Source organism: Arthrobacter sp. Z1-9 (assembly GCF_054792695.1).
Genome location: NZ_CP096456.1, coordinates 1,660,396 through 1,673,769, shown reverse-complemented (window position 1 = coordinate 1,673,769; position 13,374 = coordinate 1,660,396). Strand labels below are relative to the sequence as shown.

Here is a 13,374-nt window from a genome sequence, read left to right as displayed (position 1 = left end):
GGGCGCGCGCTCCTAGCTGGAGTAGGCGCTGTTCTCGTGCACGTAGTCGTGGGTGAGGTCGTTCGTCCAGATGGTGGCCTCCGCGTCGCCGGCCTGCAGGTCGATTTCCACCAGCACCTCACGCGGTTCCAGGTCCACCAGGCTGCGGTCGTCACCGATGCTGCCGTCGCGGCAGATCTGGACTCCGTTGATGGCCACGTTCAACTGGTCGGGTTCGAAAGCCGCGTCCGTGGTGCCGACGGCGGAAAGCACACGGCCCCAGTTGGGGTCCTTGCCGAAGATGGCGGCCTTGAAGAGGTTGGACCTCGCCACTGACCGGCTGACGGTGACGGCATCGGCTTCGCTGGCGGCGTTGAAGGTGCGGATCGCGATGTCATGGCTGGCACCTTCGGCGTCCGCGATCAGCTTCCGGGCCAGCTCGGCGCACACCTGGGTGAGGCCGGCGCCGAAGGCTTCGGCGGACGGCACAGCGCCGGAGGCACCGGAGGCCAGCAGGACCACCGTGTCATTGGTGGACATGCAGCCGTCGGAGTCCGCCCGGTCAAAGGTGACGCGGGTGGAGTCGCGGAGGACGACGTCGAGCAGCTCCGGTTCCACCGCGGCGTCCGTGGTGAGGACAACGAGCATGGTGGCGAGGCCGGGTGCCAGCATGCCGGCGCCCTTGGCGATGCCGCCGATGGAGAATTCCTGGCCGTCCGCGTCGGTGCCGATGAACAGGGCAGCCTTGGGCACGGAGTCGGTGGTCATGATGGCCGTGGCTGCAGCAGGACCGCCGTCGTCGCTGAGGGCTGCGGCCGCCGCCTCCACGCCGGGAAGGATCTTGTCCATGGGCAGCTGCTCGCCGATCAGGCCGGTGGAGCAGACAACGACGTCGGTGGCCGAGATGCCGAGCACTTCGGCCACTTTTTCTGCCGTGCTGTGGGTGTTCTGGAAGCCGGTGGGCCCGGTGCAGGCGTTGGCTCCGCCGGAGTTGAGGACCACGGCGTCCACGCGGCCGTCGGAAACCACCTGGCGGGACCAGTGGACGGGGGCAGCAGCCACGCGGTTGCTGGTGAACACGGCGGCGGCTGTCTTGGCGGGCCCGTCATTGACCACAAGGGCAAGGTCCGGGTTGCCGGAAGCCTTGAGCCCGGCAGTAACACCGGCGGCCCGGAATCCACGGGGTGCGGTAATGGTCACGGGGCAACTCCCTGCAGGTCAAGGCCGGCCGTTTCAGCCAGGCCGAGTGCGATGTTCATGGACTGGACGGCGCCGCCGGCGGTCCCCTTGGTGAGGTTGTCGATGGCGCAGGTGACAATCACCCGGCCTGTGTGGGGGTCAAAGGCAAGCTGCATGGCGGCGTGGTTGGAGCCCTGGACGGCCTTGGTGGCGGGCCACTGCCCCTCCGGAAGGACGTGCACAAAGGGCTCGTCGTCGTAGGCGTCGGTCCACACCTGGCGCAACTCGTCGGCGGTGGTACCCGGCTTAACCTTGGCCGTTGCCGTGGTGAGGATCCCGCGGCTCATGGGTGCCAGGGTAGGCGTGAAGGAAACCGTCACCTGCTCCCCTGCCGCATTGGACAGGCCCTGTTCAATCTCGGGGGTGTGCCGGTGACCCCCGCCTACGCCATAGGGGCTCATGGAACCCATCACCTCGGCGCCGATCAGGTTGACCTTCGCTGCCTTGCCGGCACCGGAGGTCCCGGAGGCGGAAACGATGACGACGTCGTCGGGCTGGAGGAGGTTGGCGGCGAACCCGGGCGCCAGGGCCAGCAGGGCCGACGTCGGGTAGCAGCCCGGCACGGCGATCCGGCTGGCACCCTTGAGGGCTTCACGCTGGCCGGGCAGTTCGGGCAGGCCGTACGGCCAGGTGCCGGCATGCGCCGAACCATAGAATTTTTCCCACGCGGCGGGGTCCTGCAGGCGGTGGTCGGCCCCGGCGTCGATCACCACTGTCCCTTCCGGAAGCTGGGCGGCGATGTCGGCGGAGGCGCCGTGGGGCAGCGCGAGGAAGACGACGTCGTGGCCGGAGAGGTTCTCCACGGTGGTGTCCTCGAGGATCCGGCTGGCCAGTCCGTGCAGGTGGGGCTGCAGCTCGCCCAGGCGCGACCCCGCGTTGCTGTGCGCGGTGATGGCTCCGATGGTCACGTCCGGGTGGCCGGCGAGCAGGCGGAGCACCTCTCCGCCGGCGTAGCCACTGGCGCCTGAGACGGCAACAGAAATAGTCATGGCCTCCACCTTACAGCAAACTTATTCACTGCGCCCGATATTTATGCATGAGGCACCCCGCCAGCGGATTGCAGGACACACTGCCGCGGGAGGACGCCCCCGCTCCATCCCTGAAGCCTAGGATGGGTGGACCGGGCAAGGAAACTCCGGCCCGCGGAAGGAATCCATGACGCACGCCATTGTCGCCGGGCAAGCCGGTGGTCCCGACGTCCTCTCCTATGTACCGGTTGAGCGCCCCGTTCCCGGTCCCGGACAACTGCTGGTCCAGGTAGCGGCAGCGGGGGTCAACTTCATCGACACGTACAAGCGCAGCGGCGTGTACAAGGTCCAGTATCCCTTCATTCCGGGATCTGAAGCGGCAGGTACGGTGGTGGGGCTTGGCGAAGGGGTTACGGGGTTCGCCGAGGGAGACCGCATAGCCACCGCAGAGGGCAATGACTGCTACGCCGGTTATGCCCTGGTGGACGCCGACAAGGCCTTGCCTGTGCCGGAGGGACTGGACGATGCCACTGCCGCCGCCCTTCCGCTGCAGGGCCTGACTGCCCATTACCTGGTCAATTCCACCTTCAAAGTCCAGGCCGGCCATAACGTCCTGCTGCACGCCGGCGCAGGCGGGGTGGGCCTGCTGCTCATCCAGCTCCTCAAGGCCAAGGGCGCACGGGTCATCACTACCGTGTCCACTGACGAGAAGGAAGATCTGGCGCTCGGAGCCGGCGCGGACCACGTTTTGCGGTATGACGGCTTCGACGATGCCGTGCGGGAGCTCACCGGCGGCACGGGCGTTGACGTCGTTTATGACGGGGTGGGCAAGGACACGTTTGACGGTTCGCTTCGCGCCCTTCGCGTGCGGGGCACGCTTGCCCTGTTCGGCGCAGCCTCCGGCCCCGTCCCGCCGGTGGATCCGCAGCGGTTGAATGCGGGGGGTTCACTGTTCCTGACCAGGCCCACCATGGCCCACTATTTGCAGGATGCCGCGGAAAGGCGCTGGCGCTCGGACGAAATTTTCGCTGCCGCTGCGGACGGCAGCCTCAAAGTCCGGGTCGGCGGCCAGTACCCGCTGGCAGACGCCGCCCAGGCGCACCGCGACCTCGAAGGGCGCCGTACCACAGGCAAGGTCGTCCTGATTCCCTAGGCTCCTGCCGGCACGAAAACAGGAGGTCCCGCAGCCACAAGGCTGCAGGACCTCCTGCCTGTAGAAGCTGCGGGTTTAGCGCTGGACGGCGCCGAAACGCTCGGCCGCCAGTGCCACAGCGCCTTCCCGCGCGGCTGATGCCTCGTCCGCCGTGAGCGTACGGTCATCTGCACGGAACCGGAGTCCGAAGGCCAGGGACTTCTTGCCCTCTTCAATGCCCTTGCCGGCGTAGACGTCGAACAGCGCTACGTCCTCCAGCAGTTCACCTGCACCTTCCCGGAGCGCGGCCAGCACGTCGTCGGCCGGTACCTCGGCAGGGACCACCAGCGCCACGTCCTGGGTGGCCACCGGGAACGTGGAGATGTGGCGCGCCACGATCACGTCCGGCGCAGCCTCGAACAGCGCGTCGGCGTTGATCTCCAGGGCAACCGAGCGGGCCGGCATATCGGAAGCAGCGAGCAGCTTGGGGTGCAGTTCGCCGGCGTACCCCACCACTTCCCCTGTCCGCAGGGACAGTTGCGCGGCGCGGCCGGGGTGGAACGCCTGGTGGCTGCCTTGGCTGACCACTACCTCCACGCCGAGGACGTCCCCGGCAAGGCGGGCGATGTCCAAGGCGTCAGCCCAGTCCCACACCCGCGGTGCATGTGCCGCCGCAGCCGGGGAATCGTGCCCGGTCAGGACCACGGCAAGGTGGAACGGCTGGGCCGGGACGCCGTCGTACAGTCGGTCCAGCACCTCATCGGCAGGCTTCACCCCGAGCGGCGGAATGGAGTCGGTGCCCATCCCCTCGGCCGGCAGGAACACCAGGCCTGACTCGAAGAGTGCCAGGTCGCGGAAACCGCGCGAGTGGTTGCGCTTCGCCACCTCGATGAGTCCCGGCAGGATGGAGGTGCGCAGGAAGCCCTGCTCCTCGCTGATCGGGTTTGCCAGCTTGACGGCGCTCCGGGCAGCACCCTCTTCAGGCATACCGAAGGTGTCGTTGGCAGCCTTTGAGACGAACGGGTAGGACAGCACTTCGGTGAGGCCGGCATCCGCCAAAGCCTGGATCAGGCGGCGGCGCTGCTGCTGCACACGCGTGAGGCCACGGCCCGGAGGGGCCACCGGCAGCGTGGCGGGGATCTGGTCGTAGCCCACCAGGCGGGCGATCTCCTCGGAGAGGTCCTCCTTGGTTTCCAGGTCATGCCGCCAGCTCGGGGCAGTAACGCTCCAGCCGGCGTCGTTCTTCACGACGGTTGCGCCAAGATCCTCAAGGGACGTAACGATTTGCTCTTCCGAGAAATCGATGCCGATCCGGGCGGCCGCAAAGGCTGCCGGAAGCTCAATCGTGACGGAGTCAGGGGCGGTCCCGACGTCGGTTCCCGCCTCGTCCGCCGTGCCGCCGGCCAGCTCCACCAGCAGGTCGACCACCCGCTCGGCGGCGATGCCGGCGACGTGCCAGTCCACGCCGCGCTCGAAACGCTTGGAAGCCTCCGACGGCAGCTTGTGCCGGCGGCGGGAGCGGGCGATCGAAACCTCATCGAAGTGCGCCGCTTCAACCAGGATGTTCGACGTCGAATCGCCCACCTCGGTTGCCGCCCCGCCCATAACGCCGGCGATGCCGATGGGACCGGACGCGTCGGTGATCAGAAGGTCCTCGGCGTCGAGCGCGCGTTCCTTGTCATCCAGCGTGGTGATCTTCTCGCCCGCCAGGGCCCGGCGCACCACGATGTCCCCGGACAGCTTGTCCAGGTCGTAGCAGTGCGTGGGCTGGCCGAGTTCCAGCATCACATAGTTCGAAATGTCCACCGGCAGGGAGATGGAGCGGATGCCGGCCAGCCGGAGCCGGGAGGTCATCCACGGCGGAGTCGGCCGCGTGGCATCCACGCCCCGGACGGTGCGGGCTACAAACCGGTCGCAGCCAGCCTTTCCGTAGATGGGAGCGTCGTCGTTGATCTTGACGCCGTAGCCGCCCGAAAGCTCAGCCGGAGCCTTGACGCGGGACGCGGGATCGGTGAAGGAGGTACCGGTGGCGTGCGCGTACTCACGGGCGACGCCACGGATGGAGAAGGCGTAGCCGCGGTCCGGAGTGACGTTGATTTCCGCTGCTTCATCGTAGAGGCCCAGGAGTTCCATGGCATCGGTGCCGATTTCCGGGTCCAGCCCGATCCGGGACAGCACCAGGATGCCGTCATGGTCCTCGCCGATGCCCAGTTCGCGGACCGAGGCGATCATGCCGGCGGAGAGGTGGCCGTAGGTTTTCCGCGCGGAGATGTGGAAGTTGCCCGGCAGCACGGCGCCCGGCAGCGTCACCACTACCTTGTCGCCCTCCACGAAGTTGTGGGCTCCGCAGATGATGCCCTGCACACCGGAGGGGTCGATGCCCTTGCCGGTGAGGGTCTGTTCCTGCCCCTCGGGGACCACGCGGACCTGGCACCAGTTGATGGTCTTGCCGTTGGTCTGGGGTTCCTTGACCAGGCTCAGGACCTGGCCCACCACGATGGGACCCTGCAGGGTGTCGGTGGGACGGTGGACGTCCTCTTCTTCGAAACCGACCTTGACGAGCTCGGTCATTACCTCTTCGGCCGTTGCTCCGGCCGGTACCTCTGCGAATTCACGCAGCCAGGAAAGTGGGATACGCACTGTTAGATCTCCATCCCGAAGTGCTCGCTGAAACGTACATCGCCTTCGATCATGTCGCGCATGTCCCCCACTTCGTTGCGGAACATCAGGGTGCGTTCAATGCCCATGCCGAAGGCAAAACCTGAATAAACGTCCGGGTCGATGCCGGCGGCGCGGAGCACATTCGGGTTGACCATGCCGCAGCCGCCCCATTCGATCCAGCGCGGGCCACCCTTGGCGCCCGGGTGCCAGATGTCCAGCTCTGCGGACGGCTCGGTGAACGGGAAGTAGTTGGGGCGGAGCCGGATCTGCGCTTCGTCGCCGAACATCTGCCGGGCGAAGTGCTCCAGCGTGCCGCGCAGGTCAGCCATGCTGAGCTTCCTGTCGATCGCCAGGCCCTCGAACTGGTGGAACACCGGGGTGTGCGTGGCGTCCAGCTCATCGGTGCGGAACACCTTGCCGGGGCACAGCACGTAGATGGGCAACTCACGTTCCAGCATGGAGCGGACCTGCACCGGGGAGGTGTGGGTGCGCATCAGGAGGTGCGCCTCGGGCGGCTCCACAAAGAAAGTGTCCTGCATCTCGCGGGCAGGGTGGTCCGGTTTGAAGTTCAGGGCGTCGAAGTTGAACCATTCCGATTCAACTTCCGGTCCCTCCGCAATCTCCCAGCCCATGCCCACGAAGATGTCCGCAACGCGGTCCTGGAGGGTGGACAGGGGGTGGCGGGCACCGGCACGACGACGGCGCGGAGCGGCCGTCACGTCAACCGTCTCCTCGAGGAGGATGCGTGCGTCGTTTTCGGCTTCCAGCTCTGCCGTGCGTTCCGCGAGCGCCTTGTTGACCCGTCCGCGGGACGCGCCCATCAGTTTTCCGGCGACGGCCTTCTGGTCCTTGGGCAGCTTGCCGATTTCGCGGTTGGCGAGGCTGAGCGGCGACTTCTCACCGGTGTGGGCGAGCCTCACCGCCTTCAGTTCGTCAAGGGTGGCCGCGCCGGCGATGGCGGCGGTGGCCTGGTCTACAGCGGCAGTGATGGCGGCTTCATCCGTGGGGTTCGGGATGGCGGCGCCCGGCAAAGTTTCAGTCATCTACTGTTCTTAGCTACGAGTCGTGGCTGCCGGTGAACGGGCAGCCTGCACGGTTTCCCGGCGGCTCGTCCGTCACTGGCAGGTCATGGATGAATGCCCGTAATTCACGTGCAAATATCAGTGCATTCAATGACCAGGTCAGGGCATACCGGCGAAGCCGGCGGCCACTGCCCTCCAGTCTAATTGAACCGCCCGGCTACCATGTCCTCATGACACCACGGCAGCCTGCGGAGCTTCGGGCGCCCCTGACTGTTCCGCAGCGGCTGCGGCTGGCTGCCAATGTGATGAATGGCAGCACCGTCCTCGGACTCGCTGTGGCCGCAGCGGCAAGGACTGACCTCAGCCACGGCCCGCGGGGACTGGTTATTGCTGCCGGATACCGGTGGCGGCTGCCGTTTGCCGCCGCGTTCACCCTGGGGAACGTGGTCCTGTGCCGCTGTACCGCAGCTGACCTGGTGTCCCGGCCGGCGCTGCTGGGGCACGAGGAAAAGCACTGCTCCCAGTACGCGTGGTGCCTCGGCATCCCTTTCCTTCCGCTGTACTTCCTCGCCGCCGGCTGGTCCCTGATCCGTACCGGCAATCCGGGCACCGGCAACGTCTTCGAGCGCCATGCCGGACTCCAGGCCGGCGGATACCCTGCCCGCGGGACCCGGCGGCGGCCTTGGCACCCGGGCCCATCTGAAGTGGAGGCATAACCCATGCAGTCGGAACGCGGCCATGATGGGGCAAGTGACGACCCCGGGCCCTTCGGGTATCTGCCGGGCGGCAGGGATTCCGCTGGCACTCATCCGGGTGGCACTGATCCCGGTGGCACTTGGGCAGGCGCTCAGCGTGCCAGCGCTGGGTCCACGGGCACCGTCAGTGTCACCGGGGCCGGCTCTGCGGAAGCTGCCCCGGACCTGATGGTGGTTTCGATCGGTGTGGAGTGCCGCGCCGACTCGGTGGAGGCCGCCTACTCCCGGGCGGGCTCCAGCTCGGAGGCTGTCGCTTCGGCCTTCCGCCGGCATGGCGTTGAAGGGTCGGACATTCGCACCACGGGCCTGAACGTTCGTGCGGACCTCGTGTGGAGGGAAGGCGAAGGGCAACGGGTAGCGGGATACATTGCAGCCTGCACCCTTACCCTGCGGCTGCGCGCGCTTGATGCCGCTTCCGCCGCAATATCAGAAGCCGTCGGGGCGGGCGGCAACGATGTCCGGCTGAACGGCCTTGAACTTACCTTCAGCGACGACGCGGCGGTGCGGGCCCGTGCGCGGGAAGCCGCGTGGCTGGACGCGCTGGGGACCGCCCGGCAGTATGCCCAGCTTGCCTCTGCCCACCTGGGACGGGTGCTTTCGGTAGCTGACAACACCCCGGTGCAGGGTCCGGTGCCGCTGGTGGGGATGCAGCGGGTTGCTGCTGTTGAATCCCTCACCGTGGAGGCGGGCGCATCCGAAAGGGACGCGGCCATTACCGTGGTGTGGGAGCTCCTGGCCGGCCCCTAGCTCCGATTGTCCACCCACTGCCGGACCGCGCAACGCTTGACTTAAGTTCGAACATACCTTCGAATGGAACGTATGAGATGGGACGCCCAAGCACTGCTGCCGCCGCCAGCAGAAACTCTTGCCGCTGGCGCACCGCCTGCGCTGCTTCCCCTCGCAGGTTTGGTCAGGTCCGTCACCACGCCCGATTTCGCCGGCATCACGTTCCACGAGGTCACTGCCAAATCGGTGCTCAACAAAATTCCGGCCGGTTCACGGATGCCTTTCGAATGGACCATCAATCCCTATCGCGGCTGCAGCCACGCCTGTGTGTACTGCTTCGCCCGGAAGACCCACACCTACCTTGATTTCGACGCCGGGCTGGACTTTGACAGCCAGGTGGTGGTGAAGGTCAACGCGGCCGAGGTCCTTCGGAAAGAGCTGGCCAAACCGTCCTGGACCCGCCAGCAGGTGGCCCTGGGCACCAACACGGACCCTTACCAGCGCGCCGAGGGCCGCTACCAGCTGATGCCCGGGATCATCAACGCCCTGGCTGAGTCCGGCACTCCCCTGTCCATCCTGACCAAAGGAACGTTGTTGGCCAGGGACATTCCGCTGTTAAAGAGCGCGGCCACGCAGGTACCCGTGGGCGTCGGCATTTCGCTCGCCATGACCGACGAAGCGTTGTCGGAAGCTGTTGAGCCGGGTACACCCGGACCCCGGGCGCGGCTGAAGCTTGTGTCCCGGCTTCGTGACGCCGGACTGCCCTGCGGGGTTATGGCCATGCCCATCCTGCCGTGGCTCTCGGACAGCGACGAAGCCCTGGATTCACTCTTCGCCTCCCTCGCTTCCGCCGGAGCCACCGGCGTAACGGCCGGTGCGCTGTACCTGAAGCCGGGCACCAGGGAATGGTTTATGAAGTGGATCGCCGCGAACCACCCGGGGCTCGCCGGCCGCTACCGGCGCCTCTACGGAACAGGCTCCTACGCCTCAAAGGAATACCGCGCCTGGCTCGCCGGGAAAGTACGCTACTTCAAGGCACGGCACGGTTTTTCCCATTCGTCGGGCTTCAGCCACCGGGACCTGGACGATCCCCGCGGCGAGGAGGCGGAGTACCCGGCAGGCATCATCCCGGTCATGGCATCCGAGGCGGGTACCGGAACAACACCCTCGCGAAAGCCCGCTTCGCCGTCGCCAACTGCATCGAAAGCAGCATTGGGTCCTGCTGCGTCCAGCGCGTCGCCCGGCAGCTTCAGCCCAGCGGGACAGGAAACGCTCTTCTAGGAGCGCCCTTTCCCTGCCGGCAGGGCCAGCTCCGCCAGCAGAGCATGCACGATGGGAAAGTCGGCAGGGATCCACGGCAGGCCCAGAACCTCGTCGCGGTTGTCCAGGGACACCCACCGAAGCTCATCGTGGTCTTCGAGGGGTTGCGGTTCACCGTGGGTGATTTCCGCAAACCAGACCCGCATACTGGCCCGGTCGTTCAAAGACCAGCCGTGGGGGCTGTCCGCCGAAAGTTCCACACCCAGACGCGCCCCTATGCCCAGTTCCTCGGACAGCTCCCGGCAGAGCGCCGCCTCCGGATCTTCGCCCGGTTCCACCTTGCCACCCGGGAACTCCCAGAGCCCGGCCAGCTTCTCCGGCGCACTGCGGCGCGCCACGAGCAGCAGGGAAGGTCCCTGGAGGCGGTCAACTACGGCTCCGCCCACCACCTGTATCAGTCCAGTCACGGCACCATTCTATGGGGGACAATAGAAAGGCCCGGGCATACAGTCCCCGCCCGGGGAATACCTGCACCCGGCCGGAGGTTGTCCCGGGGGTCCAGGCCCCATCCCAGCCCCACTGCCGTGGCTGCAGCCCAACCTTGAATCCCAGCACTTCGAAAAGCAGGCACATGAGCAGCGTCCTACAGTCGCCCACGGCAAAAAGCACCTCCTCCCCCAATATCGCGATGGCCATCCTCGCCCTCGCCATGGGCGGGGTGGGAATCGGCGTCACCGAGTTCACCATGATGGGCCTGCTCAAGGAAGTGGAACAGGGCCTGGGCATCAGCACGCCCGAAGCCGGGCACCTCATCTCCGCCTACGCCCTGGGAGTGGTGGTGGGCGCACCGCTGCTTGCCGCCGTCGGCGCCAAGCTTCCGCGCAAGAACCTGGCGCTTGGCCTCATGCTGTTCTTTACCCTCGCCAACCTCACGTCTTTCCTGGCCCCCGACTACGGAACCATGCTGGTTTCGCGATTCGCGGCCGGTCTGCCGCACGGCGCATTCTTCGGCGTTGCTGCCGTCATCGCCGCCTCACTCGTGCCGCCCACCCGCCGCGGCTGGGCCATCTCCATGGTGATGGCAGGCCTGAGCATTTCCAACGTCATCGGGGTGCCGGCGGCAACCTGGGTGGGACAGACCTACGGCTGGCGGCTGCTCTTTATCCTGGTAGGCCTTCTCGGAGTGCTGACCCTGGTGCTGATCTGGCGGTTCGTTCCCTTCCGGAAAGCCCATCCTGATGCCAGCATCCGCCGTGAACTGGGGGCGCTGAAGCGGCTCCAGGTATGGCTTGCCATCATGATCGGCATCGTGGGCTTCGGCGGTTTCTTTGCCACGTACACCTACATCTCCCACACGATGACCCATGTGGCCGGACTCCCCTCCGCGCTGATTCCGCTGGTGGTGGCACTTTACGGACTGGGGATGGTGGCCGGCAACTTGGTGGGCGGAAGGATCGCCGACAAGTCCGTGATGGGTACGCTCTACAGCGTGCTGCCTGCCATCGCAGTTGCCCTGGTGGCGTACGCGATCGCCGTTCAATGGCCCTGGTCCGCCCTGGTCATGGTCTTTGTGGTGGGTGCCGCGGGCTCCATGCTCGTGCCGGCGCTGCAGACCCGCCTGCTCGACGCCTCCCCGGACGCGCCGTCGCTGGCGTCGTCCCTGAACCACGCTGCCCTGAACGTTGCCAACGCCCTGGGCGCTTTCCTGGGCGGCCTGGTCATCGCCTGGGGGTGGGGCTATGTTGCCCCCGCGCTGGTGGGCGCATGCCTTGCCGTCCTCGGGCTGGGCGTCGTCGTCGTAAGCGGTTTGCTGGAACGCAAAAGGCCGCTAACCGCCTGATCGCGGCGGCCGGGGCCGGCAGGGTAGGCGGCGGTTGGGTCACCAGCCTGGTTCTCGGCGTGGTGGGCGCAATTGTGGGCGGCTGGATCGGCAGCCTGCTCTTCAACAGGGGCGAACTCGCCTTCTTCGATCTCGGCACGTGGATTCTCGCCATCGTAGGCGGCCTGGTGGTCGCCGGCATCTACGGTGCCATCACCGGGCGCGGCACCACCTCACGCGCGCCCTGAATCTCAGCTAGACATCGATGCCACGCAAGCGGGGGCTCCGGAGTAACCGGGGCCCCCGCTGCGCGTCAGGGTATAAACAAAAAGCTATGCCGTCACGGCGGCCGGAAGGGGGTGCTGCGAACGGGCACTCGCGTAGAGGCACACGGTGGCGGCGGTGCCAAGGTTAAGGCTTTCTGCAGCACCGTAGACCGGCACCGCCACCCGGTGGTCAGCCAGGTCCAGCTCCTCCTGGGACAACCCCTGCGCCTCGTTTCCGAACAGCCATGCCGTTGGGTTCTCCAGTTGGTACTCCGAGGGGGCTCCGTCACCGGTCAGCCGGCGCCGCGCGTTCTCGTCCTGCAGTGCATCAAGGTTGAGGGAGCCGTAGCCGTCGGCCGCCAGGATACCGATCCCCCGGGCACGGCATGCTGCTGCCAGGTCGCTGACGTTTGCCCCCAGCACCACCGGGAGGTGGAACAAGGATCCCGCCGTGGAGCGGACCGCCTTGGGATTGTAGATGTCGACGCTGGAGTCAGTGAGGACCACCGCGTCGGCACCGGCGGCATCAGCCGCCCGCAGGACCGTTCCGGCGTTGCCGGGATCACGGACCTGGCACAGGACGGCAATCAGGCGCGGACCGCCGTCGAGCACTTCTTCAAGCGCCACATCCACGAAACGGCAGACGGCGATGATCCCCTGGGGATTCACGGTGTCTGCCATCGCAGCCAGGACGTCGTCAGTAGCCAGCCGGGCGTTGGTCCCCTCTGACAGCTCCTCGAATTCGGGAAACCGGTCCAGGCAGGCTTCGCTGGCGAACACCTCGGTGACCACGCCCGGTGCTCCCTGGGCCAGGCGCTGCTGGTGGAGCTTCAGGGCCTCACGGACTGCCTGCGGGCCTTCCGCCAGGAACTGTCCGCGCTTTAAACGGGCCGGGCGCCCGGCAAGTTTTGCCACATCCCTCACCCGATCTGCTCGGGGGTTGGAGAGTGGAAAATCCTGCGGGCGCCCGGTTTCGTTCATATAGGAAACTTTAGTGGCTAGGGCCACCAGTTCCTGAACGGTCCCTCGTCCGAGGGAAGGCAGGTGCTACTGCGCAGCGGCAACCTTCTTGGCGGAGGTGTCGGCCGGCAGCGAGTCCTTGGCGATCTGGACCAGTGCAGCGAAGGCGTTGGCGTCGGAGACGGCCAGCTCGGCCAGCATACGGCGGTCAACCTCAACCTCAGCGGCCTTCAGGCCCTGGATGAGACGGTTGTAGGTGAGGCCATTGGCGCGGGATGCAGCGTTGATGCGCTGGATCCACAGGCGGCGGAAGTCGCCCTTCTTCTTCTTGCGGTCGCCGTAGCTGTAGACAAACGAGTGCAGCAGCTGCTCTTTTGCCTTGCGGTACAGGCGTGAACGCTGTCCACGGTAGCCCTTTGCGCGTTCAAGGATAACCCGGCGCTTCTTGTGGGCGTTGACCGCCCTCTTCACACGTGCCACGTGCGTACTCCTTCGAAAATTCTGCTCCCAAGCATCTACTGCCGGAATTCCCGGCGGCCTGAGAAGGCTTTTTGGTAGGTGACTTACACCAGGTGGTGGTCAGTCAA

At 66.6% G+C, this 13,374-nt stretch carries 13 protein-coding genes; 6 read left to right on the top strand and 7 right to left on the bottom strand.

The genetic code is table 11. The annotated features are described in order from the left end of the window. Positions 1–12 precede the first annotated feature (12 nt). Both argJ and argC read right to left on the bottom strand, forming a co-directional pair. A complete protein-coding gene (gene argJ, locus M1D93_RS07685) occupies positions 13–1,179 on the bottom strand; it encodes a bifunctional glutamate N-acetyltransferase/amino-acid acetyltransferase ArgJ (protein ID WP_461174531.1) in 1,167 nt (388 codons plus the stop codon). After that, positions 1,176–2,207, bottom strand: coding sequence for an N-acetyl-gamma-glutamyl-phosphate reductase (gene argC / locus M1D93_RS07680; protein ID WP_461174530.1), 1,032 nt, complete (start codon positions 2,205–2,207; stop codon positions 1,176–1,178). Before argC ends, argJ begins: the two co-directional genes overlap by 4 nt. Positions 2,208–2,373: 166 nt before the next feature. Between argC and M1D93_RS07675 the strand changes: the two genes are divergently transcribed. Beyond that, positions 2,374–3,339 carry a quinone oxidoreductase family protein gene (locus M1D93_RS07675; protein ID WP_461174529.1) on the top strand — a complete coding sequence of 322 codons (966 nt, stop codon included), beginning with the start codon at positions 2,374–2,376 and terminating at the stop codon, positions 3,337–3,339. A gap of 75 nt (positions 3,340–3,414) precedes the next feature. On the opposite strand, the gene pheT is transcribed toward M1D93_RS07675, so the two are convergent. Together pheT and pheS are read right to left on the bottom strand one after the other, a co-directional pair. Next, on the bottom strand, positions 3,415–5,958 hold the full coding sequence (pheT, locus tag M1D93_RS07670; RefSeq protein WP_461174528.1) for a phenylalanine--tRNA ligase subunit beta: 2,544 nt from the start codon (positions 5,956–5,958) through the stop codon (positions 3,415–3,417). A 2-nt stretch (positions 5,959–5,960) separates the two neighbouring features. Further along, on the bottom strand, positions 5,961–7,022 hold the full coding sequence (gene pheS, locus M1D93_RS07665; protein WP_461174527.1) for a phenylalanine--tRNA ligase subunit alpha: 1,062 nt from the start codon (positions 7,020–7,022) through the stop codon (positions 5,961–5,963). 209 nt (positions 7,023–7,231) lie between these two features. On the opposite strand from pheS, the gene M1D93_RS07660 reads away from it, so the two are divergent. The 3 genes from M1D93_RS07660 (at position 7,232) to M1D93_RS07650 (ending at position 9,763) form a co-directional block, all read left to right on the top strand. Beyond that, positions 7,232–7,717 (top strand): hypothetical protein, encoded by a 486-nt coding sequence (locus M1D93_RS07660; protein ID WP_461174526.1) that lies wholly within the window; start codon positions 7,232–7,234, stop codon positions 7,715–7,717. Positions 7,718–7,720: 3 nt separating this feature from the next. Beyond that, entirely contained in the window at positions 7,721–8,503 is a 783-nt protein-coding gene (locus M1D93_RS07655; RefSeq protein ID WP_461174525.1) for an SIMPL domain-containing protein, read from the top strand. 72 nt (positions 8,504–8,575) lie between these two features. Next, complete coding sequence (locus M1D93_RS07650) at positions 8,576–9,763, top strand: Rv2578c family radical SAM protein (protein ID WP_461174962.1); 1,188 nt, start codon at positions 8,576–8,578, stop codon at positions 9,761–9,763. On the opposite strand, the gene M1D93_RS07645 is transcribed toward M1D93_RS07650, so the two are convergent. Next, on the bottom strand, positions 9,760–10,209 hold the full coding sequence (locus M1D93_RS07645) for a (deoxy)nucleoside triphosphate pyrophosphohydrolase (protein ID WP_461174524.1): 450 nt from the start codon (positions 10,207–10,209) through the stop codon (positions 9,760–9,762). The genes M1D93_RS07650 and M1D93_RS07645 overlap by 4 nt on opposite strands. 164 nt (positions 10,210–10,373) lie before the next feature. Between M1D93_RS07645 and M1D93_RS07640 the strand changes: the two genes are divergently transcribed. Then, complete coding sequence (locus tag M1D93_RS07640) at positions 10,374–11,582, top strand: MFS transporter (RefSeq protein ID WP_461174523.1); 1,209 nt, start codon at positions 10,374–10,376, stop codon at positions 11,580–11,582. Continuing rightward, positions 11,579–11,809 carry a GlsB/YeaQ/YmgE family stress response membrane protein gene (locus M1D93_RS07635; protein ID WP_461174961.1) on the top strand — a complete coding sequence of 77 codons (231 nt, stop codon included), beginning with the start codon at positions 11,579–11,581 and terminating at the stop codon, positions 11,807–11,809. Before M1D93_RS07640 ends, M1D93_RS07635 begins: the two co-directional genes overlap by 4 nt. 84 nt (positions 11,810–11,893) lie before the next feature. Here M1D93_RS07635 and M1D93_RS07630 read toward each other — a convergent pair whose 3' ends face one another. Next, positions 11,894–12,808: a TrmH family RNA methyltransferase gene (locus M1D93_RS07630; RefSeq protein ID WP_461174522.1), complete on the bottom strand. Its 915-nt coding sequence runs from the start codon at positions 12,806–12,808 to the stop codon at positions 11,894–11,896. A 66-nt stretch (positions 12,809–12,874) separates the two neighbouring features. Continuing rightward, complete coding sequence (gene rplT / locus M1D93_RS07625) at positions 12,875–13,267, bottom strand: 50S ribosomal protein L20 (protein ID WP_461174521.1); 393 nt, start codon at positions 13,265–13,267, stop codon at positions 12,875–12,877. Between the last annotated feature and the right edge of the window lie 107 nt (positions 13,268–13,374).